Origin of the sequence: Bacteroides sp. 3_1_13, from assembly GCF_001185845.1 — a bacterium.
In the GTDB taxonomy this organism is placed as follows: Bacteria; Bacteroidota; Bacteroidia; order Bacteroidales; family Bacteroidaceae; genus Bacteroides; species Bacteroides xylanisolvens.
Genome location: NZ_KQ236956.1, coordinates 2,017,257 through 2,043,344 on the forward strand (window position 1 = coordinate 2,017,257; position 26,088 = coordinate 2,043,344).

Annotated in this window: 26 protein-coding genes; 3 read left to right on the top strand and 23 right to left on the bottom strand. The window is 34.5% G+C overall.

What is annotated here, in order from left to right:
• From HMPREF9009_RS20635 to HMPREF9009_RS20645, 4 genes are all read right to left on the bottom strand, one after another.
• Window positions 1–375 carry a hypothetical protein gene (locus HMPREF9009_RS20635; protein ID WP_008643102.1) on the bottom strand — a complete coding sequence of 125 codons (375 nt, stop codon included), beginning with the start codon at window positions 373–375 and terminating at the stop codon, window positions 1–3.
• A 5-nt stretch (window positions 376–380) separates the two neighbouring features.
• Window positions 381–506: a hypothetical protein gene (locus HMPREF9009_RS26335; protein ID WP_255353106.1), complete on the bottom strand. Its 126-nt coding sequence runs from the start codon at window positions 504–506 to the stop codon at window positions 381–383.
• Between the two features lie 496 nt (window positions 507–1,002).
• Window positions 1,003–1,383: a group II intron maturase-specific domain-containing protein gene (locus HMPREF9009_RS26440; RefSeq protein WP_083444225.1), complete on the bottom strand. Its 381-nt coding sequence runs from the start codon at window positions 1,381–1,383 to the stop codon at window positions 1,003–1,005.
• A complete protein-coding gene (locus HMPREF9009_RS20645) occupies window positions 1,362–1,763 on the bottom strand; it encodes a reverse transcriptase domain-containing protein (protein WP_083444226.1) in 402 nt (133 codons plus the stop codon). Before HMPREF9009_RS20645 ends, HMPREF9009_RS26440 begins: the two co-directional genes overlap by 22 nt.
• Before the next feature lie 323 nt (window positions 1,764–2,086).
• Here HMPREF9009_RS20645 and HMPREF9009_RS20650 point away from each other — a divergent pair, with 323 nt between their 5' ends.
• The 3 genes from HMPREF9009_RS20650 to HMPREF9009_RS20660 are packed head-to-tail and all read left to right on the top strand — an operon-like array spanning window position 2,087 to window position 3,341.
• A complete protein-coding gene (locus tag HMPREF9009_RS20650; RefSeq protein WP_008643094.1) occupies window positions 2,087–2,320 on the top strand; it encodes a hypothetical protein in 234 nt (77 codons plus the stop codon).
• 28 nt (window positions 2,321–2,348) lie between these two features.
• Window positions 2,349–2,765, top strand: coding sequence for a protein-export chaperone SecB (locus HMPREF9009_RS20655; RefSeq protein WP_008643092.1), 417 nt, complete (start codon window positions 2,349–2,351; stop codon window positions 2,763–2,765).
• A 12-nt stretch (window positions 2,766–2,777) separates the two neighbouring features.
• The gene (locus HMPREF9009_RS20660) at window positions 2,778–3,341 is read left to right on the top strand and encodes a hypothetical protein (RefSeq protein WP_008643090.1); all 564 of its coding nucleotides are present in this window, start codon (window positions 2,778–2,780) and stop codon (window positions 3,339–3,341) included.
• A 397-nt stretch (window positions 3,342–3,738) separates the two neighbouring features.
• On the opposite strand, the gene HMPREF9009_RS20665 is transcribed toward HMPREF9009_RS20660, so the two are convergent.
• The 19 genes from HMPREF9009_RS20665 to HMPREF9009_RS20760 all read right to left on the bottom strand — a co-directional run.
• Window positions 3,739–4,095 carry a hypothetical protein gene (locus tag HMPREF9009_RS20665; protein ID WP_008643089.1) on the bottom strand — a complete coding sequence of 119 codons (357 nt, stop codon included), beginning with the start codon at window positions 4,093–4,095 and terminating at the stop codon, window positions 3,739–3,741.
• Window positions 4,096–5,199: 1,104 nt separating this feature from the next.
• Window positions 5,200–6,168, bottom strand: a complete 969-nt coding sequence (locus HMPREF9009_RS20675; RefSeq protein ID WP_008643087.1) for an NAD-dependent epimerase/dehydratase family protein — start codon at window positions 6,166–6,168, stop codon at window positions 5,200–5,202.
• Window positions 6,165–7,286, bottom strand: a complete 1,122-nt coding sequence (locus HMPREF9009_RS20680) for a glycosyltransferase family 4 protein (protein ID WP_008021507.1) — start codon at window positions 7,284–7,286, stop codon at window positions 6,165–6,167. Before HMPREF9009_RS20680 ends, HMPREF9009_RS20675 begins: the two co-directional genes overlap by 4 nt.
• A gap of 24 nt (window positions 7,287–7,310) precedes the next feature.
• Window positions 7,311–8,378 (bottom strand): glycosyltransferase family 4 protein, encoded by a 1,068-nt coding sequence (locus HMPREF9009_RS20685; protein ID WP_008643085.1) that lies wholly within the window; start codon window positions 8,376–8,378, stop codon window positions 7,311–7,313.
• Window positions 8,378–9,643 carry an O-antigen ligase family protein gene (locus HMPREF9009_RS20690; RefSeq protein WP_008021503.1) on the bottom strand — a complete coding sequence of 422 codons (1,266 nt, stop codon included), beginning with the start codon at window positions 9,641–9,643 and terminating at the stop codon, window positions 8,378–8,380. The genes HMPREF9009_RS20685 and HMPREF9009_RS20690 overlap by 1 nt, the downstream gene beginning before the upstream one ends.
• Window positions 9,627–10,781 carry a glycosyltransferase family 4 protein gene (locus tag HMPREF9009_RS20695; protein ID WP_008021500.1) on the bottom strand — a complete coding sequence of 385 codons (1,155 nt, stop codon included), beginning with the start codon at window positions 10,779–10,781 and terminating at the stop codon, window positions 9,627–9,629. Before HMPREF9009_RS20695 ends, HMPREF9009_RS20690 begins: the two co-directional genes overlap by 17 nt.
• Window positions 10,778–11,887: a glycosyltransferase WbsX family protein gene (locus HMPREF9009_RS20700; RefSeq protein ID WP_008021498.1), complete on the bottom strand. Its 1,110-nt coding sequence runs from the start codon at window positions 11,885–11,887 to the stop codon at window positions 10,778–10,780. Before HMPREF9009_RS20700 ends, HMPREF9009_RS20695 begins: the two co-directional genes overlap by 4 nt.
• Window positions 11,888–11,963: 76 nt before the next feature.
• Entirely contained in the window at window positions 11,964–12,620 is a 657-nt protein-coding gene (locus tag HMPREF9009_RS20705; RefSeq protein WP_270828079.1) for an acyltransferase, read from the bottom strand.
• Between the two features lie 86 nt (window positions 12,621–12,706).
• Window positions 12,707–13,612, bottom strand: a complete 906-nt coding sequence (locus tag HMPREF9009_RS20710; protein ID WP_008643083.1) for an alpha-1,2-fucosyltransferase — start codon at window positions 13,610–13,612, stop codon at window positions 12,707–12,709.
• 1 nt (window position 13,613) lies between these two features.
• Window positions 13,614–14,855: a protoporphyrinogen/coproporphyrinogen oxidase gene (locus HMPREF9009_RS20715; RefSeq protein ID WP_008643081.1), complete on the bottom strand. Its 1,242-nt coding sequence runs from the start codon at window positions 14,853–14,855 to the stop codon at window positions 13,614–13,616.
• 354 nt (window positions 14,856–15,209) lie between these two features.
• Entirely contained in the window at window positions 15,210–16,325 is a 1,116-nt protein-coding gene (locus HMPREF9009_RS20720; RefSeq protein ID WP_015532609.1) for a WavE lipopolysaccharide synthesis family protein, read from the bottom strand.
• Entirely contained in the window at window positions 16,310–17,761 is a 1,452-nt protein-coding gene (locus HMPREF9009_RS20725; protein WP_008643076.1) for an oligosaccharide flippase family protein, read from the bottom strand. Before HMPREF9009_RS20725 ends, HMPREF9009_RS20720 begins: the two co-directional genes overlap by 16 nt.
• Before the next feature lie 310 nt (window positions 17,762–18,071).
• Complete coding sequence (locus HMPREF9009_RS20730; RefSeq protein WP_008643074.1) at window positions 18,072–18,785, bottom strand: glycosyltransferase family protein; 714 nt, start codon at window positions 18,783–18,785, stop codon at window positions 18,072–18,074.
• Window positions 18,782–19,639: a phosphotransferase gene (locus tag HMPREF9009_RS20735; RefSeq protein ID WP_008021484.1), complete on the bottom strand. Its 858-nt coding sequence runs from the start codon at window positions 19,637–19,639 to the stop codon at window positions 18,782–18,784. The genes HMPREF9009_RS20730 and HMPREF9009_RS20735 overlap by 4 nt, the downstream gene beginning before the upstream one ends.
• Complete coding sequence (locus HMPREF9009_RS20740; protein ID WP_008021481.1) at window positions 19,629–20,207, bottom strand: HAD family hydrolase; 579 nt, start codon at window positions 20,205–20,207, stop codon at window positions 19,629–19,631. The genes HMPREF9009_RS20735 and HMPREF9009_RS20740 overlap by 11 nt, the downstream gene beginning before the upstream one ends.
• On the bottom strand, window positions 20,207–20,938 hold the full coding sequence (locus HMPREF9009_RS20745) for a glycosyltransferase family 2 protein (RefSeq protein WP_008021480.1): 732 nt from the start codon (window positions 20,936–20,938) through the stop codon (window positions 20,207–20,209). Before HMPREF9009_RS20745 ends, HMPREF9009_RS20740 begins: the two co-directional genes overlap by 1 nt.
• Window positions 20,939–21,155: 217 nt before the next feature.
• Window positions 21,156–22,568: an undecaprenyl-phosphate glucose phosphotransferase gene (locus tag HMPREF9009_RS20750; protein WP_008021478.1), complete on the bottom strand. Its 1,413-nt coding sequence runs from the start codon at window positions 22,566–22,568 to the stop codon at window positions 21,156–21,158.
• A gap of 19 nt (window positions 22,569–22,587) precedes the next feature.
• Entirely contained in the window at window positions 22,588–23,724 is a 1,137-nt protein-coding gene (locus HMPREF9009_RS20755; protein WP_008021475.1) for a Wzz/FepE/Etk N-terminal domain-containing protein, read from the bottom strand.
• 15 nt (window positions 23,725–23,739) lie between these two features.
• The coding region (locus HMPREF9009_RS20760) for an SLBB domain-containing protein (RefSeq protein ID WP_134993650.1) at window positions 23,740–26,088 on the bottom strand (2,349 nt) is incomplete at its 5' end.

Below are 26,088 nucleotides of genomic sequence, written 5' to 3' on the forward strand. Positions count from 1 at the left end.
CTAATGTCCCTCATATTTCGTATTATCGCACTGAGGTATGGTGGACAAGAACATTTGCAAACGACGCAATGCAGCATCTATATCCCCATTACGGATATCTCGAGAAAGATACGCCACCATAGTATTGGTTTCCGGTGCTTTACTAGCAACATAATATGGAAGAAGACTTTTCATTAAGCCTATTCTTACTTCCTTATTGGGGATATCCAATGTATATAAGTCCAATTCCTCATCATAGTCCTTTATCGTAATATAACCACTTTGATATAACAACGGGATAATGCTTGTCATCCTTTCTGTTGGTGCATCAAAATCCTCTACAGCGGCCTTTTTCTTCCCGATTTCGGAAGGTTCTACTCCAAACTTATCCAGCATCTTTATCAGATCTCAATTTCCGACAGGTCTGTGCTTTCCATTATAATGGCAGTAGGTATACCTGCCATTTTCAAACAGCGAGCAACTTCTTTTATGCCTTCTTCCAGACCTTTCTGCATACCTTCTATCACCTTTTCGGTATGTTCGTATGAACCAAACGGTAATAATGATAGAACCCATCACCAAATCGGGATGCTCGCCGAAGACGCGCTTGAACGTCAAACCTGCTTTGGGGTCTAAGTATCTCATTATATTTATATAACCGTTGTTAGTCATTAATATTTGCCAAAGGTAAAAAGAATTCAGGGAATTAACACCATTATATACGAACTTAATCTAAGAAAGATGAGTTTATGCAGCCATCTATAGTTGTATCTCCATCATTCTTTATTTCTTTCCATTTGTGTGGCAACATTTGTAGCAGTTCCTCATAATTTGCCTTCTGCATATATGGCATTCTTGCTATAACGTCATTCGGATAAGTGCGCGAATTTACTTTATGCGCTTTGCACATCGCCAGCAACGGGTACATATCCTACTTGCCAATGATAAAACAGATTGGGGTCTTTCTGAGAGATGCCGGCTAACCAATAATGAGCAGATATGACACCACGATGACGAAGTCTTTTATATTTTGTCTTTGCCCAATAGGCAATAATAATTTATCCATCCTCTTACGACATCATTGATATATGATGCCACAAATCGTAGGCTTCGATTATGGAGACGTTTGAGATTCCAGGATTTTATTGTTTCATGTATGCTACTTACCGATTTCTTGCTTATAGCAGGCAAATAACTTGTGAATAAGACATTGTTGCGTTTATCTTTTGCCGCTCTTGGTCTGAAAGTAAAGCCTAAATAATCAAAAGAAGTACAATGATAGTGCTCTGATGAACGACTGCTCATTTTGCAGAAGACTATTTTCATCTTTTCCTCATTAAGTCTCAATTTACATTCAGCAAAACGTTCTCCAAGACTTTCCTTTATGTATTCGGCTTGAGCCAATGTACTACTATGACAAACACAATCATCAGCATATCTCTCAAAAGATATGTGAGGATATTTTTATAAGACATCCATTTATCAAAGGTATAGTGCAAGAACAGGTTTGCTAAAATTGGACATATGACTGAACCCTGTGGTACTCCCATGTGTCTCTTTACAATCTGTTCATCACTTCTCTGATAAGAGACGGTCAACCAGCGTTTTATATAGAGAAGTATCCATTTTATCTTGATATGCTTCTCCACCGCTCTCATTAGTAAGCCATGGTCGATTGTATCAAAGAACTTGGATATATCCATATCTAAAACCCATGTATACTTCCAACACCGTCTTTCTGCCTTGGCTATGGCATCATGCCTTGAAAGGTCGAAATATAAAATATTATCAAATGAAGCTAAAGCCTAATAGCTATTTATTAGAAGCCGAGTTAATTAAATAGAGTACTAAATTTAAGATGGAGGAATAAACAAAGTTCTTCTTGTAGATGTTGATACCAATAAAGATGTAGATATAGCTAGAAATCATCTTAATAATAGTGATAAGAATGCTCTTAAAGGTTAAATTAGAGCTATTGATAATGATTTTACTGTTGTTTGATGTTGTTGATTATAAAGTTATCACTATATTTGCATCATCAATCACTAATAGAATAGTATTAATTATATAGAGTACCCCCTCTATTATTAAAAGGAGGAAACAATTTATGGGAAAATTAGTAGATGAACTCTTAGCTTATTTATCTAAAGCTTCTAAAGAACAATTGGTTAAAGATTGGGAAGAATTGAAAGAGTTTAATGAAGTTGGTCCTGAGGTTACAAGTTTTATTGAGCAATCTCTAGAAACAATCCAGATATGCGATTCCGTACCAGAGATAGCAATTTCAAATAAATTTGGAAATCCAGAGTTTACTCTGGATTTTTTTTATCTAGCAGCTTAACTTTAATTACATTAACTATTATATAAAAATGGACAAAGCAGTTTTTTCTTTAATTGGATATAAATTCAATCATGTATCATTAAATTTAGACAACATACCATCCAATGCATCATTTGATTTAGAGTTTACTCCTAAAGGCGAATATGTTCAATCAGAAGGTCTTTATAACTTGGATTTTATATTTAAGGCATGGGAGAAAGGCGAGGAGCAATCTAATCCCAAAATTCTTGTTAATTGTGTTGCATCTTTTAAATTCAAAGAAAATATTTCATTAGCAGAAATACCAAATTTCTTTTATCCCAACAGCATTGCAATATTATTCCCTTATGTTAGGGCTTTTGTGAGTACTTTAACATTGCAGGCTAACATAAAACCTATTTTACTACCTACGCTGAACCTCTCTTCATTGCAAGACATACTTAGAGAGAATACAACAACTAAGTAAGACTTTATTCTAATGGGAGTAAAAAAGATATTTCAAACGTTAGAAGATAGAAATAATCCTGACGAAGTTGAAAGTCAGGGACCTTTTATTTGTACAAATAACCCTTGGCTGGGAAAAGGATATTATTTCTGGGATACTTTCTTGGACTTAGCACATTGGTGGGGCAAACAGGTACATAGTGGAAATTATATAATCTGTCAAACATTTATAGAAGATAATTCTGAATATATTTTAGATTTAGTAGGAAATACTCAACACCTTATTGAATTTAAAGAATATGCTGATGTTTTAAAACAAACATACAACACCAAAGGGCCTATTACAGTTCCCTTTATTATTGAGCATATGAAAAAAATGACAGATTTTCATTACAAAGCTATTCGGGCAAATCCTATAAATTCAACTAGCGGCGATGAATATTTTAACTCTCAGAAGTTGCGCTTTATAAAGAAAAATCCTGCTTATTTGGAGTTAATTCCACCTATTCAGATATGCGTAATAAATAAAGAGATATTGGGCAAGAATAGATTTAGAATTATTTATCCAGAGACCTATTGTGAAGGTTATACAATATAAAAAGCCGGACTAACCATCCGGCTTTTTATTACCCAGCAACAAGTCCATTTGAGCTTTGTCTTACTTTCGCTGAAACTTTACGGTCATAGTATTTCATACTACCACCATCCATTACCCCTTTGGAGCGCGTGAATGTAGTCATTCGATTGTAAGCATCAGATAAAGTACACTATAAAAAATGACTGTATCTCTTTTCAAGTATGCAGCCATCTATAGTTTATACCAACGATCTTCACAGACAGTTGGTATATTTCACATATAGATACATATCAGTTTTTACACCGATACGAGGGTCAAGTTAAAAATATACCGCTGTACGATTTCTAACCTGCAAAATGTAGGGATTTCATGAGTTTATCATGAATCTAGGGACCTACATATTTCTTCATTTCAACATTTATTTTATACCATCCCAATGCATTACTACCACCCACTCTTTCGGTTGGTAAGTTCCGTGAAAACGGTGCGGAATCGTAGCAACCACCAAATCACAATTGGAAGCTAATACGGTTCTTAATTCCTTTAGCAACATATCCATTCGAACAATTAAATGAAGATACTTCATCATACACCGTATCACCCGTACATACTGATAAATGCACATATCCTCTCCCCGTCTTATCTCACTCAGTGTATTGGGAGAAATAGCAAATTCGCTGGAAAAGAAACTGTTACTGAAAATACGATCCGTTCCCATTAAAGCCAATACCAAATTGCTTAAAAACTCGTATGGTTTCTGTTTTTCTTTTGCCATGTCATTCTATGATTAATAATTTATAATATTTCAGTTTTTATTACTTTATCAAATATTGTCCACATAGGGAAACAATTAGCGATCCACTGCTAAAATCAACTGTCACTGACACTATTCACAAAAAAGCATATTACGTGAGCTTCCTGCATTTTTTCGAGCATACAAATTTTCGTTTCTAAAAAAGCAACGAGAGTTTATCTACTGGATACAAGCAAGTTACAAATCTCACACACCTCTTCTTTCCCCCACCAACGCGCCCTCCTTTCAAAAGGACAAAAGGACATAAGGACAAAAATCCCCTATGGTACTATAAAAATTCCAATGCCAACGACGAAGCCTATTAGTTGGGAGAGGAATTCCAGAAAGGAGCTCCTTTATTCCCCCGAATTCGTACAATAATCTTACCGTATTGTCGAATGATTGTATTATTGAAGGCGAAAGCAAACGCGAACAAGATATCGCTCTTCTTTCCAAGCACGGTCCTTTCACTAAATAATCCTGACAATATACGTAATTTCGTTCAAGAGTTGACCAAGCATTTCATGACAGACAAAACGATTCAGGTTGGCGCAAAACACGATTTCAACATTCGTAAGGTAACACGTCTACAAAATCATTTAACATAATAAAGATCAGCAATATACCTCATGATTCTTATACTAAGATGAATAAAAACAGTCATATATGTCCTTTTTGTCCTTTTGTCCTTTTGGAGAGTCGGAAAAACATCGGAAGATTTGAAAAAAACATCTCAATGATTGAAATCAAACATTGGGATATTTCGATACAAATCTCCCAATGTTTTTTCTTTATATTTGTGTGTCTAAATACATCACTATACGTAAAATTAGGAAATATCAACGATCTTCACAGACAGTTGATATAGTGGGAAATTCACATCGGCTTTAACCTCCGATGTCAGGGCGTAGATTAGAAATGCGCCGTCGCGCTATTTCTAATCCACAATGTAGGAGAATCATGCTGTAAACAGCATGAAGCTAGGGACCTACATTTTTCTTCATCTCACATACGAAACACTCACGTGTTTATTACATCTCAACATTTTCAACATTTATTATATATACCCAAATTGTTTAAGAAAAATCATCTCAAACACTGACCATCATTATCTCTATACCAATCCTTAATAGCTTCTTCAAATGTATAATGAAACTTATACCCCGAATCAGCCAGTTTCTTTCCGCATATATTAGTAGAGATCATTAACTTCTTCACACGAGCAGGACAAATACCTAAAGCTTTTCCCCCTAACGGACCGACAATACTTGCAACTGTCATTAGAAGACTTCCCGGCACCTTGACAATGGTACGTTGTAGTCCCGTAGCCTTTTTCATCGTTTCTACTATTTGCTCGATAGTAAAAGCCGATTCAAATGTACAGTTATATAACTCTACTCCTTCACTATGATTCTCCAACCGGTAAAGCATAAAGCGAACCAATTCTTTCACATAAATGCAAGCTTTAATCGTATCTTTACGGCCCGGATAGAAGAACTTACCACCACGGATCCCCCAATACAAACGGGTAAAGTTTCCATTTTCTCCTTTACCGAATACCACACCCGGACGAACAATAGTAAGTTGTCGTTCGTTCAGCTTTTTTGCCTGCCAAATCGTATGTATTTTTTCAGCCACTAACTTAGAAATTCCATAAGGTGTGTTCGGTGTGGGAAGCGTCTCTTCTGTTTTCAAATCTTCAGCTGCGCCATAAGGGGCTATGGAACTAGTAAAAACAATTTTCTTTATCCCGAACTTCTCGGCAAAAGCACATACATTCTCCGCACCACGAATATTCGTCTCAAAATAAGCCTGGTCCGGATGTCCCGGGGTACGATGAACGGCTGCAAAGTTAAAGATGACGTCTTCGGAAGTAACGGGAATATCAATATTTATTTCAGAACGAACATCACAATTGATATATGTAGATTTACCTTCATGGTTATTCTCCACAATATCCAGATTGTATATTTTTGTACCCGGATATAAATTATCAATTAGAGCAATAAGGTGCGTACCGATAAAACCGGAACCGCCAAATATAAAATAACTCATTTCACTAGATGATTAAATTCATTATATTTTAACTCTACAAACTCCTTTATTTCCTTCTTAAAACGTTCTTCCGAAAAAGTCTCCGCATGGTCACGTATTATTTTAGGATCAAACGATCTTTCTAGTTTTTCAAATCTTTCTACTGCACCAATAATCGATTCTACAGTTTGTTCATAAAAGAAAAGACCTGTTACTCCTTCTTTTACTGTTTCCAAAGAACCTCCCCTGCCATAAGCAATAACAGGAGTCCCACATGATTGCGCTTCAATCGGAATCATACCAAAATCCTCATCTGCTGCAAAAACAAAGGCTTTAGCTTTCTGCATCTTTTCTTTTAGTACGGCAAATGACTGATATCCCATAACAGTTACATTATGCCCGGCAATCTTACGTATCTTTTCCAAATTAGGACCTCCACCAATCACAACCAGCTTTTTATTAGGCATACGACTGAAAGCTTCGACAATAAGATCTATTTTCTTATATCCCACCAAACGACTACTAGTTAAATAGAAATCTTCTTTCTCTACGCACAAATCAAAGTTAGAAATATCAATATTAGGGTGAATTGTTACAGCATCCCGCCTATATGTCTCCTGAATTCGACGTCCCACATAATCTGAATTACTTATAAAATAGTCAACCCGGAAGCTGGATATCAAATCCCATTTACGAATACGGTGAAGCATATATTTAGCCAGATATCCTTTCAAGCCTTTTGTCAACCCTGATTCTTCCAAGTATTCATGATACATATCCCATACATAGCGAATAGGAGAATGACAATAACAAATATGCAATTGATCCGCTTTGGTTAGAACTCCTTTGGCTACAGCATGAGAAGATGATATAATCACATCATATCCCCGTAAATCAAACTGTTCTATTGCAAACGGAAATATAGGCAAATACATCCTATGCTTCTTTACCCCTAAAGGTAACTTCTGAATGAATGATGTATGGACTTTATTCCAGTCAATCCCTAATTCGTCACAAACTTGTTTTTTAGCAACTAAGGTGTAAATATCTGCGTCTGGAAATACATCCGCAATAGCTTTGACTACTTTATCTGAACCGCCAACGGTTACTAACCATTCTTGAATGATGGCAATCTTCATCTTATTTCAATTTTAAACAATAACTTACTGATTTAAAACCTGTACATACGTATCTACAATAGAAGATATCATCTTTTCCATCGTAAAAGTTTTAAGATAAAGTTCACGAGAATTTATCGAATATCGATTCAACAAATCAGCATTTATCGATAATTTTTTTATTGCATCTACAGCTTCTTGTTCTGTTTTAAACACAAGCCCATTATAATCGTGAAGTACAACTTCATTATTACCAACCACATCTGTAGCGACTATTGGAAGCCCTACTGATGCAGCTTCAATTAGGGCATATGGTAAACCTTCAAAACGAGAAGTGGATAGATACAAATCAGCGTTCTTAAGATAAGACATGGGGTATTCTGTGAATCCAATAAAATTTATATTAACATGCTCTTCTACACTTTTTTGTTTTAATCGCACAAAGTCTTCTCCATCTCCCACCCACACAAATTCTATTTCATGATTATTTCTTAATGCTTTTGCTATTCTATATGCCATATCCATATTTTTTGCAAAATCAAAGCGAGATAATGAAATTATTACAAGTTTATTATCATATCTATTAAATTTAAGTCCCTCATCAGCAATAGCATTATATATTATAACTGATTTATCTGTAAACAAAAAACGCATCGATTTCCCAAGTTTAAACTCGCCATTTGACACTAAAATAAATTTATTTGTAAGATATCTTAAACTACGTCCTATTATTTTATGTATACAGGATATAAAATATGAAGAATAATTATTCGTAATCCCATGAAAAGTATGAACAACTTTAATCTGCGGCACAATTATTTTCAAAATTCGGGAATATAAACCTGCACCATTTCCATGAGAATGAAGTATACTAATATTGTTTTCAATAATAAAGCGTCTTAATAAGAATAAGTATTTAATACTGAACTTCCTATATGGAATATTTATACATTTCTTTATTTTAGGATGCTCCTGCCACAAATTGCCATATGGCTTACCCTGAGGGAAAGCTACATAAATATTGAAATCAGAAGGTAACTCTTCAATCAATTGATGAACATGACGCGGACCTCCTCCAAAATCTGCTCTAACTGTTATCAATAATATATTCATTACTCTAAATTCATTTGATTGTTTTTATTATTCTGTTTTTCACTAGCCATAATTCCCAAAACAATTAATACTTGACAATACAATAAATCCGAAGTTATTGCAGACCCAGAAATTAAACTACCTATCAAAAGTCCTAAAAAGTAAGTTGTAGAAATTAAACTCCATGGTCTAAAAACATTTGTACAAAGTTTAAATATCTCTTTCCAAAAAAGAATTGAATAAATGCTAGCAAACACTCCTCCATACCATAAAAATTGTACAAAATAATTCTCTGGCAATAATATAAAAGGATATTTTACTTTTAATGCTATCGACCGTACAATATCTTCATAAAAAGAATAATTGTATCCATATCCAGTCAAAATAAAGAAAGGATTATCTATCAAAGAAGAAAAAAATAATTTCCAAGCGCCAATTCTAAGTTCAATATTTCCTTCATTTCCTGTTGTACTTATAGCCTCTTGAGTATATAATATTTTATTTACTAAAGGAATATATTCACCATAAATACTCACCACACTAATTAAAATAATTAGAATTACAATATACCCTACAAAATATTTCTTTTTTCTTATTGTCTTAATTACTAGACCACATATTACACACATGAAACAAACTAAAGCTTCTCTACTAACAGAAGACATCAAATTTATAACAGTAAACATCAGTGTAGTAAGAAGCATTGATAATTTAATTTTTTTGGAGAAGAACAATACTAAAGCAAATGTAAATATAAGACATGAATAATCTCCAAAGACACCGTGGGCTGATAAACCTGACGAAACAAGAGACATTGATTTCAAATCAAAACATTTATTACTCAAACCTGAATTGAAACCATTGCCACTCCAAATAGAAACCGATTCTGACAGCTGAAACAAAAATAAACATAGACTTAAAAAAGAGCATAAAAAATATGAGTAAAGAATCTTACACAAAATTCTAGGGTTACATTTATATTCAACATAAGCCAAATATCCAAGAGGAATATAAATTATTCCTTTAATAACTTTCAGTAATGACGATATTTCAATAACATAAATAAAAGAATAAATAGTTGAGACTAACACTATTCCCCACATAGCCAAAACTATTCTCTGAAATTTAAGTCTAATAAAAGGAAACAATAAAGGAAAAAATACCAATAAAAATATTTCAACTAAATATAAATTAATTTCCCCCAGTTTTAACTTAGGCATGAAAGGAGTAAATATGGCCAAATAAAGAATTAATTTGCCTATGTCCAAATTAAAGTTGTTCTTCATACTGCTTTTCTATTGCAGAAGCAATAATTGCACTTCCATGTTCCCAACCTTTTTCCGTTTCCGCATAATCTTCCCGCAAATATCTCTCCATTTGTTTTATTATATACGGTTTTTTATACAGAAGCAAAATTGAATCAACAAGCTGTTTTACGCTTCGCGGCTCTATTAGAATTCCAGAATACTCATCAACAACTTCAGAAAGTCCTCCTACATTAGTCGCAATTACAGGTTTGCAATATGCAAAAGCAGTCATAATCACTCCACTTTGTGTAGCATCGACATACGGACAAACGACTATATCTGTATTAAATACATAATCAGCAATTTCCTCATTAGTAAGAAATTTGTGTATAAACTTAAAATTGCTATACTTAAGATAAGGATCTATATCGAAATATAACTCGCCTGATCCAGCTATCGTTAACTCTATATCTTGATAGCCTTGTTTTACTATTTCTTCAAATGCGGAACAAAGATATTCTATACCTTTATATTGAGAAATTATCCCCCAAAATAAAATCTTGAACTTTCCATCTTTTTTCTTATTACACGGTCTATAAACTTTCATAAATTCAAATGTACTCAAATTGGAACAAAATACATCTTGAGGAGATAGTTTATAATTTCTAATAAAAGCTTCATATTGCTTCGTATTAAAAATAACTTTATTACGAATCAGTTTAAAAGCAAGATAACGAAACAATATAAGCCACTTTTTTTTATATCCAGAATGAGGAAAAGGATCATGAACTAATAATACTATTTTATGATAGTAAAACAAAAACAACAATACAGTATAGGGAGCCGTTGTATCAGTTAATATAACACTAGGTGATATTTTTCTCACAACTCTTACCACATCATAAGCTTTCTTTATTGCGTTAAAAAAATTTTTATTAGTCAAAGAATAAATCAAGTAGGTTTTTTGAAGATTAAAAAATGAAGAGAACTTTGTCATTTCTTCATAATCTATAGCCCTATTGATTCCTCGTCTAATATTCTTTATACCAAATTTATTAGGAATATCCTGTCGACAATCAGTGACATAATACAAATCATAAGTTGTATTTAAACGCTTCACAATACTTAGATTTGGTTCCAATAATGCCATTTCAGAAACAAAAGCCACTTTTTTCATTTCCCTAATGTACTATTCAATGCCTCATGTAAGGCGTTAATATATCCCTTCCCAAATGTAAGATCAGGTTCCATATAATTACCTTCTCCCCATTCATTCCAGGATTTCAAAAAGATTAATTTATTTCTTTTATATTGAACTGTCTTAAGGGCATCTTCAACATGCAATCTAAAAAATTCAGGGGATTCATTTAAAAACATACTGCCTTTCATTCCACTTCGTGGAGTATGATCCCAATTAGGTACAATGCATGGAATCACATCTTCACTCCCATCTATATTTTTATTTATCAAATACGGAATGCACTTTTTATAATCAACAGCAAATTGAGGATAATGATAAAACAAAGATCTTATTTTCTGACGTATATAATATAATATTTTTCCTCTTTTATTTTGAGCATCAAATATGACACTAGCTAAACGCTGAAAAGTCACAGCATTATATCCTTTTTCAATAAACATCTCTTTTTTATTAATGCCACCTACTATATTAGCTACTATATAAATGCCATCCAACCACCCAGCCTCACGAGCCAATTGTTGAAACATATCAATATACTTCAGTGGTAAAGACACTGGATCATAAACAACTAAAAGAGGCATTCCATCTATCTTTATATATCTTTTATCCCTAAAAGCACGATTTAAATAAGAAAAATGCATTTCAATATCCTCCTCTCCCGGATATGTTTGTTCCATTAATAATTTATCTCCTGTGGAATCTTTATCAAATGTTTTAGAATACCAAGAATGATTAGCCCATGCTAAACAAAAAGGAAAATCAGGTTTACCAGATTCAAGAACTTCATCAAATACATCTTGCATAAGTCTCTTTCCATTTCCAAACCAATAATGCCAATAACAAAACCCAAATATTCCAGCTTCTTTTGCAAGTTTTACCTGCTGTTCTCGTACAACTGATAATCTCAAATCATAATAGCCCAAATCAGCAGGAACTCGCGGTTGCCGATGTCCTTTAAATAAAGGCTTAGCTTTACCAACATTTGTCCATTCTGTAAAACCATTTCCCCACCATTCGTCATTTTCTGAAAATGGATGAAATTGAGGTAAATAAAATGCAATAACTTGCGCTTTTCTATTCATATATTAATTTTATCATCATTTTTTCAACTTCGCTGTTGACAGTTAGCAATATTTTTACCTATATTGCAAATTCTTTTCAATCTAGCAATGTCATCATTTTAATGACTTTAGCTGGTACTCCCCCTACTACTGCTCCACTTGGAACATCATGAGTTACCACAGCATTAGCTCCGATTATTGCCCCATCTCCAATAGTCACCCCTGAAAGTATACGTGCACTCTCACCAATCCAAACATTATTACCGATCACAACAGGACCTTTTGCATAAAGTGGTCGCAACGATGGAGGAGTATTTAATTCTGACTCTATATTTTTACCATGAGAATTATCAGAAATATAGACATATCTACCTGTTAACACATTATTACCTATTGTAATACTATGACAAGCAGTAATATGACAATACTCCCCAATTCTACAATGACTGCCAATCTGAATAGAAGGAGTGTAATCGTATCCAGCATATTTATCCCATGCCGTAAGCACTATTCCACGAGAAAGAATTGTACCATAATCTATTTTAACATATTGTAGCCCTTTAAGCTGTCGCGCGTGATATATACGACCTTTAATGTCCTTGAAATGCCAATGGATAGCATAATTAAATAATCTACCACATACTTTGCCTGGCAATAAAAAAAAATATTGAAAAATATTACATAATGAAAATACGATCTTCGACAACATACTCATATTTCTTATTTTTCCAATGATTTCCTTAACAGTTTTCACTTAAAATATTTTTACATAAAAAACGATAAAATAACAGAAAGTTCAAACCATGGCATCAAATTTATTTAATACATTCTAGCACCTATTTACAATGAAATCCAATCTTCACACATTATATCACAAGTTGAAAAAAACGAATTGATTGGATTGAAAAATCTTTTGGGCCCAACAACAATCTTATCCTGATTTGCATTAAGCCATGCTGCCCACCAACTATAAGTACTATTTCCTATAATATTATGCTTAGCACATGACATCAACTGCATATCTCGAAAATTACGTTTCCCTGATACCTCATTCCAATCTACTAACATGTATTCAAATTCAGGAAGATTATCTTTTACCCAGCAAGGATTATCCGTGAATACATAAAAATGAGGGTTATTTATATGCTTTCTCATATAATCAATTGCTTTCATATAATAATCGACTGTACATAATCCTTTTCCCATCAATTCTGATTGCATATAATCATCACCTTTACGTAAGTGAATAGCTACAGAATTTTCCTGCGACATTTTTGCTGCAACCTCAATATTTTTTAATTCATCAAAAGGCAAAAAAGTAAACTGTTTACGTATATCATCCTCACAATGTCTAAAATACTTTTCGCTTTGCCAAAAACCCTTATAAATACAATTTCTAGTAGCACATTTCTCCATGTCAGGTACATATCCATACATAGGTTCGTCAATGTATACTTCATCACCGATAAAATTATGCCATTTCTTCATAAACTCTTGAAATCTTCGCTCCAAGCCATTTCGCGGTAAAGAAGGAAATACCCACTTAAAATGCCCCTCCGGCATTACTTTTATATCTATCGAGGGAAAAGCATCTTGAAGTCTAACCAATTCAAATGCCCATTGAGAACGTGGTTTAAAGTTACTTTGATCAAAACAGACATCTAACCCCTTAGCCATCAGCCCCCGACCAAAAGCATAATGAAACATTTGATTTGCCAATCCAGCATTTACATTTACGGCTATCATACTACTTCAATTTATTATTACACAAATCTAGAGCTGCCCCCATTGCTACATCCATATTATAATACTCCCATTCAGCAAAACGTCCAAGAAGAAATAGACCTTCTGGCTCAGTAACACATTTCACACTATTGACAAATTCACGTGTATCTTTTGCTTGGATTGGATATGTATAAGGAGCATAGTTATGTGCTATATATTTGGGATGATATGGTATACGAGAGAGATTATCAATAATATCATTCTTACTAATCTCATCTGTAAACTCAATGGTAGCCGACATTACTCCATTCGCACGATTTGACTCTGCAAAATTACCTGTACAAATGATACGGTGTGCCTCATGAATATGACTTGGCATATAAATCCAGCTATATGGATTATCTTCAATCTCACAAAGTACAGTTGTGGTACCATGGGCTTCAAGAGCTTCAATACCTTCAATATAAGCCGATAAGTCAACTCCTTTAACTATTAAAGGTATTGACTTCATATTGCCAGTAAAAATAACTCTATCACAAATCTCTCCGTTCACAGACCATCCTTTTTCTATTTTTTCAATAGATTTTACATCTACATTATAATGTATTTCAAGTCCTTCTGAAAGGCGGTTAGCGACAAACTGCGAACCCTCTTTTTTCGGATAAAAAAACGAACTATGTACAAAAGACCTTTCCTCAATATGCTTAAAATTATTATAAATAATATCTTCAAGTGTAGGCATTGGTAATTTACCAACCAACCACGACAGTGGAACGTTTGTCAGTGGACGACGCCAGATCTTTTCATTGTATGGTCGAAAATATTCACGATAAAGTGTCTCACCAAAACGAGCTCGCAAAAATTCTTCAAAATTAGTAGGTTCTACAGGCTTATTAGTAGCCATTAACACAATATCATTAATAAAATTTTTCATCATCTCATCTGAAAGTTGATAAGCATGATTCTCTATTGGATAAGCAATTATGGTATTATCAGCCATTGAAACAACTGAATTTCGATCTGCCATAGTAAACTCGTCTTTTTTGTCAAAATGACTCCAAAACCAATCCAATACATCCTGACGTTTTGTGTTAAAGACATGTCCTCCAGTGCGATGAAACAAATGTCCATGCACTCTATCACATTTTACCATCCCTCCTGGACACGAATCTGCCTCAAATAGTTGCACATCATGTCCATACTCCTTAAGAACCTGCCCAATACTCAAACCTGATATACCAGCTCCGACAATAATATATTTCATATTCATATTATTTATTATTAATTTCAAAACTCTTCTTGTACACAAAAATTAAAGGAATTACAGTCCCTACAGCTACATATAACGGACACCACCATCCTGTGAATTCACTACATCCTAAATGCCATAAATGACCTTTTACTGAAGGATATTTTGCTAATATATTATAACCCAATTACATACAGCAAAGCAACTAAATTAAAGGCCAACATATACCCAATAAGAATCTGTAGCGATTGGTCTTCACAGCATAAAAAACTTAACACTATAAATCGGTCACTTATTACTAAGTAAAGTGAAAGGTCCATCGTCGTATAATGGCTAGAACACGAACTACAGAAACTATTAAATTTTTCATTATTCTATAGTGTAATTAGCCTTCTCGTTTTCCATCCACTCTTCATATATATACTTATGGTTCATGATATTAATAAAATCAGATGAACTTATATGCCGAAATGGATCTCTATAATTGTGCTTACCATCGTATTCACAGTAAAACTGTCCCAGGTCATTGAGTCCATACTTATTCCACAATGTCAATAAGTCCTCCGAATCTACAATATAGCAATACTCACCTAGAAAATTCCACCAATCTTTGAGACTTAAATCAGAATTATGATATTTCTGAATAAAGCGTTTGGTTATATTTATTTCAGACGCTGGCCACTTAGCAAGAGTTTCACCCGTCAGTACTCGCTTTGTATCGAAATTATCTTTTCTATAACAATGAATATTCCTATCATCATATGGAATATCAAATAAGTTTATAAGATCATCAGTATATCCAAAATAGAGAAAATCTTGCAGCCACATAGGATTAAACATTTGCCCCCAATTACCAGCTTGTGTTATTATACGTCCTTTCAATCCATAAACATTACTAGAAGAAATCGTATTTAATTCAACAAGGCTCTTAAGATATTCAAAAGCAAATTCACGATAGACACGTAAATCTGATCTATTCTTTAATGCAAACTCTGCTCCCAATTCTTTAGCTCTTTTCAATCCAGCCAAGCTTGTGCAAATTTGATAGTTTACATTCCCCAAGCCACACACAGGTATATCTTTATTCAAAACAACTTCGCACCCTAATAATTCCAAAGTCCGTACTATAGATGGGTCTGTATAATCCCAAGTACTAACTATGATAATTGCTCCCGGAAACAATCTTCTATATAATTTAATAGTCTCAAAAGTAAATTCATCACGCATCTCTATCAACCCTTGAAGAACAATAGCAAATTCACCAGAAGTAGTTGTAGTCTTTATATTACTAGGAATAAAATAATCTGCTTTTTTGGGGCGAAGTTTATAACAAAAATAGTTATCTGAATATTTTTCAAAACTACGAGAAAAAATATCTAGCATAACCTTTTCATTTCTACATAAACGAATCATCAATGAAATAGTACATGAAAAAAACTTTCGCAATATACTCTTAATCAACTGCATTTTTATTTCTTTAAACATTTATTTTGAACAATCGCAAGGCCTTCTAATATCAGCGAATCCTTTAGCAATAAAAGTGAAAGTACATATATAAAAGCTCCTACGCACATCATTATAATGCACATCAATAAATTATTCCAATTTAATGACTGAAGCACAAACAAGCCTCCCCCCATTAAAATAACAGCGAATAAATAATGTATTATTGATTTATCGAATAACCTAATAGAAATATACTTTCTTCCCATGATGTACAACCCTGTAGTTGCAACTAGTTCTGCAGCTAAATACCCCATAGCAGCACCATAATGCTTGAATGTAGGAATAGTCAAAAAACACACTAAGAGGTCTGTAATACATGCCATTAAAGTTACTTTCACCATAATATACACTTTCCCTTTAGGATAAAGAGTCTGCATCCCAAATACATTTGAAAGTCCCACTAAAACCAGCAAAACAGATAAAATCTGAGAAACACCTATAGATGGTATAAAACTATTACCACCCAAAATAGGTATAGCATATTGACTAACAAAGAACAGTCCAACAGATATTGGTAAAGAAACTCCAACAGTAAACGAATATACTTTTTGAGAGATTGTAGCAAATTCTTCATCTCTTCCTTCAGCCATCAAATTCGAAAACCGAGGTAGCAAAATTGCAGTTAACGAATCTACTATTCCAAACACTAGTGAAAACAATTTTATACCACCATAATAATAACCAACATATACATCATCAGTCATAAATCCTAAAATTACTGGATTAAGAGTAAGATATATAGTAGATAATAAAACTAATAAAAATGTTATACCTACAGACTTTAAATGCTTGTAAGGATTAATACTACGTCGATCAATATTACATATACACAAATATTTACGTAATCTAATAAAATTGAATACACTATTTCCTACCGATGTAAGAGTAATTGTAATACCATACCATAGAATATCATTTTTTGTCTTTACTAAAGTAAACAATAATATAATCCCAATCATACGGACAATCAAACCACGAACCGTAATATATTTAAAATCTTCAATGCCTTTATAAAACCATTCACATCCAATGGTAGTAAGAAAAATAGAAGAACTTAACAACAAGAAAAGAGGTAAATCTGTTTGTATCTTGGGAACTGTAAAACATAAAATAGCAACGACCAAATAACCAATCAAGGTAGTAATTCCATGTAGAGATAATATCTCAATCGTGGTAACATTAAGTTGCTTTCTATCGTTTCTCACTCTAGCAATTTCTCTTACTGCATATAATGGTATACCTAATCCTACAACTAAACTGATATATGATATTATTGATTGATAAAAGTTCACTTCTCCTATTCCTTCTGCTAACAAAATCCTAGATGAATATGGAAACGTTATTAAAGGAAATAGAATTCCAGAAATAGTATTCAATAGATTGAAAATATAATTAGCTGTTATTGATCTTGACATAAATATTAAAATATTTGCTTTATAAACAAGTTACATAGACCACTATTTCCTTAACCCTTCTTATACATTAATCATAGAAAGCCATACTAACCTTCTTTATCATATAAGTTATCGCCCAAAAAACATTTATTGGCTTTGTGTGTTAAAAATCACTTTTATCAAATATACTTCACAATAGAATACTAAAAACGGATTGTATTCATATATTCGATCTTGAAATCATTTTCTATTATTATATCAATAAAAGAAATTATCAATACAAATTGATTGTATATTTTATAAACGATACATCGACCAGCTATAAAACCATTTAATACTTCCATAATCTATCCAGTAAATAATAATTATAATCTCTTTCACTTCCCCAATCTTGGAAGTCTTTCACCTCAAAAGGCCTAAAAGGAATATTATCCAATAGCATAGCATAGACTATATGCGACATAAAAAGTTGTTCATACAAATATAATCTCTCATAATATTTGCAGAACACAGCAGCATCATCAAAAATATAACCTCCTGCATTAAAGAAACGGCTGATGATTTTTTTTTCTATTATATTTGTTATATAGAACTGATCATCAAGTTCCACATAACTCTTATTTCTTGGATTCACCATTTCCAACTTATCAAGTGGATAAATAGCTATACTATTTGCAATGGTAAAATCTCCACAAAAATAGCCATCAGGATCTTTCACAAAAATTGCTCCTTCTATGTTCTCGCAATTCACAGTCCGATAGACAGTCTCAGCCTGGCTAGTGGTTGGCTCATCAAGAACTACGACCTTAGCATTACTCAGTCCCAACTTTTTAAATTGCAATTTCAGCAATAATGACAAATAGTATTTTTTATCATATTTTTCAAGAATTGTAAAATAGATATTATCAAAACGATTTAAATCTAACCCTTGAATAGATTTTATGCAAAGCGAGATTCCATCAGGAGCAAAGTTAAATATATAAGGCATATAGTTCTCATACTCAATATTGTCAGCTCCTATAGGAATAATCAAACTAATACTCATAAAATTGAATTGAGGACATTTTTTAAGAATGCTACAGTTCTCTCCTCCTTAGCATATTGTATAACACGTAGGAAATTCATCAACTGAAAAGTACTATAATACTTATTATACCAATCATAATTACTATAATATATATCTATCTCTTTATCTATCTTGTCTGAAATTATTCTCATCCGCACAGAATCAAAATCATGCCCATACATAAGCTGCGACCAACCATAATTTGAATCTTGCCTAATCTTTACTAAATCAAGTAATGGAGATTCCAAAAATGAGTCCAGAAAGTCTATCAAATAGTAATTATTTCCATTAAATAGTATATTTGAAAAAGTCAAGTCTCCATGACACTGTCCAACTGGTATGTTTATCTCTTCATCTAGTTCATTGAATACAATTGAAGACTTCTCTAGAATTATCTTAATATCTGTATCCTTACTAATAAAATCATTTTTAGCAACTTTATCACAAACATCATTATATTTATTTATTACAACATTTTTATTAATCGGAGTCATTTTTGAATTTTCAATTTCAGAATCAATAAAAATTTTCAATGCCTTGATAAAATAACTAATCTGGTCAAATCCTGCATCTTCAAAATAATCTACATAATTCTTACTATATATATACTCCATCTTAATATTTAGATATTCATCCATACGTTCAATACCATATATTTTCGGTACACGAATATGCTGATAAGCTATCTTTGAAGCATTACACTGTTTCAAAGCTTGCTTATACAATCGTGGAATATAATTCTTATCACGAGTACTCTTGTTAATAAACAAGCTATCCCCGCCATTAACAATGTCTATCTGACAACCAGAATGCCCTCTTATTTCAATCTCCATAATAGTTTGAATTAACAACTATATAGTTTATACCTGCTGACTGGGCTGCCTGTACACCCACTTCCGAATCTTCAAAAACAAGTGCCTCATTAGGTTGCATAGAAAAATGCCTTAATACTGTCCTATATATCTCAGGGGAGGGTTTTCCTTGTCTCACCTCCTCACCCGCCAAAATAAGATCAAATATATCAGTTACCTCAATGTATTGCAATGCTTTTTCTAAATTTTTACGACATGCAGTAGAAGCTATCGCTGTTTTACCTCCAGCATTGTGAAAAGTTTTCAGTATAGCTAATAAAGAATTATTCACTTTAAAATATCTAAAAAAATCGGGGTAACAATTACCTTTAAACTCACTTATTTTTTGAGTTACAACCGGATCTGTTATGCCAACAGTTGCCATAAACTTTTCAAACCTAAAACCAAAACAATGACGATAGTCTACCTCTTTAAGAGCTAATCCCACCTGATTAAAAGCCTCTTGATAAGCCATAAAATTAGCTCGAAAAGTATCAACTAATGTACCGTCAAAATCTACAATTAACAGTTTTATTTCACTTCCGAGCATTACATATATCGTTTAAGTTCTTCAGGTGTCCCATAAGAATAATAATTTTCCATTAAGCAAAGTTTGACAGTTTCTCCATTCTTCAACAAATAATTATAAAGTAATGACACATAAAATTCCGATTTATTAGGTATTGAATTATCTAATAATTGATGCGCAACTTTTAAAAAACCTTTTCCTGAAGAAAAGAAATACGCTCCACAAAGAGCATGATTAGATATTACCTCTTTCTCTGCTGTACGCCTTACTATATTATTAGCATCAATCTCAGCATAACTATACTTTGGAAGGTCTGATTCAAATGATACCAACAAGCCGCCATTGACCTCATCTACAGGTTTTGCTAATATTTGACGAATATTTTCAAGAAAAGCCTTACTAGAGAATTCCAAATCACAGTCCATAACTATAACAGAATCATTAGGGTCTATTGCAGACTCAGCCATCAAACAAGTTTCAACTGCACCACGAGTGGTATTAAGTACAGAAAAAACTTTAGCATTTGGCAACTTGTTTTTTATATATTCGTTTATATGATATCTATCAATATGTTCCTGACGAACAATAAATGAATACTTCAAATTTATATCGTCCATAATTACGCTCCTAATAGCTCTAACGAACAAAGGTATCCCCTTCAATTCAATCAATGGCTTTGGTGTAGTCCAACCTTCTTTAAGAAAACGTGTTCCCTCACCTGCCATTGGCATGATAATATGTAAACTTCGCATAGTCCTCTATAATATTAAGTGCACATTATTTAACTATCCAACCTTTTCAGCTTAAGATAACTAAAAGTGTACTGATTGATTAGTCATTCCCTAATAATTAATTACAATATTTCCTTCGTTAATACACTTTCTTAAAGCTAAAGATTTCATTAGCTATATTATATCAACATTGAGAAATTGATATCTGTATCTGCTCAATTTTAATCCATTCCTTATCTTAATATGCATTCTTTTCTCCAACAACTACATTTGCTATAGTCTTATAAATGATATATATATCAAGTAGCATTGTCCAATGCTCCATATACCAAATATCAGCTTTAACACGTTCCTCCATCTGTGAGAGTTCTCTCGTTTCACCACGAAAACCATGTGTTTGAGCCCAGCCGGTTACTCCAGGTTTTATAAAGTGCCGCACCATATACTTATCAATCAAACGGGCATAAGTCTCCGTATGAGCCAACATGTGTGGACGTGGTCCCACTATTGACATATCACCCCTAAAAACATTGATAAACTGGGGAAGTTCGTCAATATTAGAACGACGAAGGAAGTTCCCAAACCGAGTTTTACGAGGATCATCAGCCGTAGCCTGTTTACTGTCAGCTTCATCATTCACTTTCATAGAACGGAATTTATAACACACAAAATCCACACCATTCAACCCCGTACGCATTTGCTTAAAGAATACAGGACCGGGAGAAGTCAACTTTATAATACTTCCCACTATGAGATAAACAAAGGGAAAAACTGTAACCAGAAAAAAACCGGAGAAAACAACATCAAACATCCGTTTCAACATACGGTTCTCCATCTTACCCAAAGGTTCATAACGCAGATTCAAGATAGGCATATTGCCAACCATACTGTGCCAGATACGACGCGGAAAACCTTTACATACATTAGGAACACCGTGAAAATAAAGCAAATGGTTTTCACAATAATTCATGATAGAAAAATTGTAACGTCCCTCCTCCATCGATAGAGAACAAAAAACATGCTTGATGCTTGGATGTGCAGACATAAAATCTGAAAAACCGTCAGGATTACCCAAATAGGAACATTGAGAAGAAAGAGCATCATTCGGTTTTATATCAAAATAACCCACGACTTCATATAGGGAAGACGCCAGAGAACTTTCCATCTCCTCATACAACACCTGCATATTATTGCCTCCACCTATAAAAACAGCATAACGTCTATGCTTGCCCTTAGCACAATAAACTATCAGAAAATGACGGATGATAATGCGATAAATACTTAAGATAACAAAGAGAAAAGAGAAATATGCAACAAAGAAAAAAGGAGAATAGATAGAGATTCCACTAAAAGTCATGATACATGCCCAAAAGATGGAAAAAGCTATAGTATTCTTCAACACGCGCAACACAAGTTGGTCAGGGCGAATTCCCCGACTATCCCAAACCCTCCCACGAGAACCGGAACAGGCCAGATAACAGAGACTTAACGAAGTCATCATCCAGGAAACCCTACAAGAAAAAGGTAAAGAGACAAATACTTCTTCCCAAAAGAAAAGGAGAAAGAACAATACCAAATTCAGAATGATCAGATCTCCCAGAACTGCTATAAATTCTATAAATTTATTGATTTGACTGGTGGTTGATACCATATCACATTAAAAATTGATTTTAGGCACATACTTCTTTGAACTTGCTCAGAAGGTCTTTCCCGAACAAATTCCAAGAGATTACAATACAAACTGATAGGAAAACAAAAACTAAAACATATACTTTCCTACTGGTTCCCGAAGGATATAATGGTACAACTGCAGGCTCTACAACAGCAAAAACAGGCTTCTCCTCCTGAACTTTAGCTCTGGCAACCTGAAGCTGACCGGCAACCTGACTATATACCTGGTAAGCCAAACTCATGTCATTCTGCAAACGTTCCTGCTCGGTACGAACACTCTGCAAAATGATATTGTCATGAGAGTCCATATAATCGGCATATTTTCTCTGCGCTTCGTAATATTCCTGCTGACGTTCTTTAAACAATTTCTCCAAATAGAGACAATCCTCTTTAGATTTGGAGGTACGATAGTCTATGATATATTCCTGCAACTTCTTAACTACAGAGTCAGCAACAACTGCAGCAACTTTAGAATCCTGAAAAGTTGCAGTAACGGAAGTCATTGAAGTTTTCTTATCCACAGAAGCGACAATCTTTTTCTTTAGTGATTCAATCTTCTGAGATTCCTTTTTGGATAATTCAATGGTACCTTGACTCGCTTTATCCGAAAAAATAGATTCATCCTCATCTTCGATAAACAAAGACTTTACTCCGCCAATTACCATACCAGGAAACCCGATTACATAACTCCACCAGGGAGAAGATTCTTCATCTAAATAAGAACTTAAAGAGATTTCCTCACTCCCTGATACAGGGACTTTCATATTAGAAAGTTCCAACAAAAAGGGAGTAGAAGAGACGATATCTGCAGATAAGGAAGCATTCAAGGCATCGGTTCCATCTCCCATAGAAACTCCACTTCCTAAAAAGGAAGCAGCCAAACCGGATAAACCACCACCTTTGTTATTACCCATTTCCGGAGAAAGAGTAACTTCAACCGTATACTGCTTAGGGATACTTATCGCAACAATAACACCAATTATCAGTCCGATACCGGCCGCTTTATAGATCTTCTTACGAATACCTATAACCTTACGAAGAAGATCCATCAAATCGATTTCAAGCTCCTCGTCATTGTGATTATTATACACCTGTTTTGTTTCCTTTTCAGATGTTTGTTCCATCAAAGTAGACATAAATAAAGGTATTCGTTATTTCTTGATTAAATTAGCGATAGAAGCAACCATCATTCCCAAAGTACTGAATGTAGTAGCATAACCTAAAATGTTGCCAATATTAGTCCTTTTCTTTGCCTTACTAGGTACAATTATCTCGCAACCCGGTTCAATCTGTTTCTTACCGCTACCTTTTACCTTAGTTACCTGACCATTCATATAAACAATGAACTTCTTGCTCTTCTTCGCATTTTCAGAATAGCCACCAGCTTGATCCAGATAATAATCAACTTTCTGTCCTTCTATATAAGAAACCGTATTAGGAACCATCACAGCACCATTGATCGTAACTGTATTATTGTTCTTCGGAATAGAAATCACATCACCCTCACGCAAGACAATATCCGCTGTACTGCCAGGATTAGCTAATGCTTTCTCCAAGTCAATGCCAACACTAAAAGTATCTTCCACACGAACACCCAAAGAGTCCATCATAGCCTCACCCAACTGTCGGCTCATCAAACGGATCACATCTCCCATACGTTTCTTCTCACCTTCAGTAGCGACACGAGTCAACTTGGCACCGCGTAAGTAAGCATAATTCGTAGCACCTCCAGCTTTATTGATCAAATCTGAAAGGCGTTCTTCACGATTGGTCATGGCGTATGAGCCTCCGAACAGGATTTCACCTTCAACAACCACATTCTGTTGAGCCTGATAACCCGGACTACGACGTACATAGACCTCATCATAAGGTTGAAGTACGAAACCCGGTGTGCCGTCGACGACAAAGCCTTCTTTCAGGGAGAATGTATATATCTGACCAATAGTATCGTTATCTACTGTACTACGGGGATTCTTAATTCTACGGGATACATCCACACGAACAACAGAAGCGGCTTCACGCAAGCCTCCGGCCTGAATGATCAAGTCTTCAAGAGTCATATTATCCGCATAAGGATAGGAATCTGGTTTGGCTACTTCGCCGTGGATTACAACATCTCCCCTATCTTCCAAATCATGGATACTAGGAATATAAAGAATGTCGTTTTTCGCCAGGATGATATTTTGGGAAGTACCATCCATGATGGCTTTAATGTCAACAGGGATAACTTCAGTAGTAAGGTCCTCACGTTGACGATAAAGGACAGCACGGTTCAAGAAAGCATCACCGGTCAAGCCTTGGGCTTCGTTCACCAGTTCGCGGACGGTATTCAGTTTACCGTTTAGCTGGTAGATACCGGGACGGTAAACAGCACCACGGATTTCAAGCTTATTAGTGAAACGGTTAAGGATAGCCTCGGCAGTCACAACATCACCATTCCGCATTTTATAGACACTATAATCAAGGTCTTTGACTGTGTTTACTTCATACTCCTGTCCGTTTTGGCGTACGACACGCAAAGAACGGGTGTAGGCGTCAGCGTCAAATCCACCGGCATAACTGATAAGTGTAGATAAGTTTTCGTCCTTCTTCATTTCGAAACGCATGGGGCGTTTCACTTTTCCGTCGATCTTAACCAATACGTCATAGGCGGGAACAATCACAACATCACCTTCCTGCAGACGAATGTCATCCTGAATGTTGCCTTTCATGATAAATTGGTAGACGTCGATTGTGGCGATGTTCTTACCGTTACGTACCAGCTGGACATTACGAAGGCTACCTATGTCACTCACACCTCCTGCACGATAAAGTGCATGGAATACAGTAGAAAAGGAAGAAAGAGAGTAAGTGCCCGGCTGGACAACTTCACCCATTACATTGATTTGAATAGTACGGATGCTGCCCAGAGTCAGACGGATGTCAGAAGTGGGGTCATTCGTATTATTAAGACCATTATATATCTTGTTTAATGTTTTTTTGAGATAGTCATTGGCTTCAGAAATGGTTAGTCCGTTCAGGTTGACAGGACCTATTTTCTGAATATTGATAGTGCCATCAGGAGAAATCTGTTGGCGGATAGTGTTCTGACTGGCTCCCCAGATGTCGATAATCACTTCGTCACCGGGACCGAGACGGTAATTTAAAGGGGTGGCGATGTTGACACTGGGTTCAAAAGTCAGGTTACGAGTATTGAAGATGTTTCTTCCGAAAACCTGATTACCACGTGCAAGGTCTTGAGTGCTCGGATGGTCTTCCAACATATCGGAAGTATTCTCCTTCATTTCTTCACGAAGACGGGATTCATTGACATCCGTACCGGTAGCGTTGGAAGCATTGACGTTGTTCTGCTGCTCATAAAGCTGCTTCACACGCATAGCCTGTTCTTTGGTCACACCCTTACGTGCAAGTTCAGAGGCTAATTGTTTTTGTTCTTTCCCTTGTCTAATCCCCTCTTTGACATACTCCAATACTTGAGAATCGCTCATATTTTGAGCCAT

Excerpts from the sequence above, each read along its gene's own strand:
- HMPREF9009_RS20675 (WP_008643087.1), bottom strand. The coding sequence starts at position 6,168 with ATGAGTTATTTTATATTTGGCGGTTCCGGTTTTATCGGTACGCACCTT.
- HMPREF9009_RS20635 (WP_008643102.1), bottom strand. The coding sequence starts at position 375 with ATGCTGGATAAGTTTGGAGTAGAACCTTCCGAAATCGGGAAGAAAAAG.
- HMPREF9009_RS20685 (WP_008643085.1), bottom strand. The coding sequence starts at position 8,378 with ATGAATATATTATTGATAACAGTTAGAGCAGATTTTGGAGGAGGTCCG.
- HMPREF9009_RS20725 (WP_008643076.1), bottom strand. The coding sequence starts at position 17,761 with ATGTCAAGATCAATAACAGCTAATTATATTTTCAATCTATTGAATACT.
- HMPREF9009_RS20680 (WP_008021507.1), bottom strand. The coding sequence starts at position 7,286 with ATGAAGATTGCCATCATTCAAGAATGGTTAGTAACCGTTGGCGGTTCA.
- HMPREF9009_RS20750 (WP_008021478.1), bottom strand. The coding sequence starts at position 22,568 with ATGGTATCAACCACCAGTCAAATCAATAAATTTATAGAATTTATAGCA.
- HMPREF9009_RS20665 (WP_008643089.1), bottom strand. The coding sequence starts at position 4,095 with ATGGCAAAAGAAAAACAGAAACCATACGAGTTTTTAAGCAATTTGGTA.
- HMPREF9009_RS20700 (WP_008021498.1), bottom strand. The coding sequence starts at position 11,887 with ATGAATAGAAAAGCGCAAGTTATTGCATTTTATTTACCTCAATTTCAT.
- HMPREF9009_RS20755 (WP_008021475.1), bottom strand. The coding sequence starts at position 23,724 with ATGTCTACTTTGATGGAACAAACATCTGAAAAGGAAACAAAACAGGTG.
- HMPREF9009_RS20745 (WP_008021480.1), bottom strand. The coding sequence starts at position 20,938 with ATGCGAAGTTTACATATTATCATGCCAATGGCAGGTGAGGGAACACGT.
- HMPREF9009_RS20740 (WP_008021481.1), bottom strand. The coding sequence starts at position 20,207 with ATGCTCGGAAGTGAAATAAAACTGTTAATTGTAGATTTTGACGGTACA.
- HMPREF9009_RS20655 (WP_008643092.1), top strand. The coding sequence starts at position 2,349 with ATGGACAAAGCAGTTTTTTCTTTAATTGGATATAAATTCAATCATGTA.
- HMPREF9009_RS20720 (WP_015532609.1), bottom strand. The coding sequence starts at position 16,325 with ATGTTTAAAGAAATAAAAATGCAGTTGATTAAGAGTATATTGCGAAAG.
- HMPREF9009_RS20660 (WP_008643090.1), top strand. The coding sequence starts at position 2,778 with ATGGGAGTAAAAAAGATATTTCAAACGTTAGAAGATAGAAATAATCCT.
- HMPREF9009_RS20730 (WP_008643074.1), bottom strand. The coding sequence starts at position 18,785 with ATGAGTATTAGTTTGATTATTCCTATAGGAGCTGACAATATTGAGTAT.
- HMPREF9009_RS20710 (WP_008643083.1), bottom strand. The coding sequence starts at position 13,612 with ATGATAGCCGTAAATGTAAATGCTGGATTGGCAAATCAAATGTTTCAT.
- HMPREF9009_RS20695 (WP_008021500.1), bottom strand. The coding sequence starts at position 10,781 with ATGAAAAAAGTGGCTTTTGTTTCTGAAATGGCATTATTGGAACCAAAT.
- HMPREF9009_RS20735 (WP_008021484.1), bottom strand. The coding sequence starts at position 19,639 with ATGGAGATTGAAATAAGAGGGCATTCTGGTTGTCAGATAGACATTGTT.
- HMPREF9009_RS20650 (WP_008643094.1), top strand. The coding sequence starts at position 2,087 with ATGGGAAAATTAGTAGATGAACTCTTAGCTTATTTATCTAAAGCTTCT.
- HMPREF9009_RS20690 (WP_008021503.1), bottom strand. The coding sequence starts at position 9,643 with ATGAAGAACAACTTTAATTTGGACATAGGCAAATTAATTCTTTATTTG.
- HMPREF9009_RS20715 (WP_008643081.1), bottom strand. The coding sequence starts at position 14,855 with ATGAAATATATTATTGTCGGAGCTGGTATATCAGGTTTGAGTATTGGG.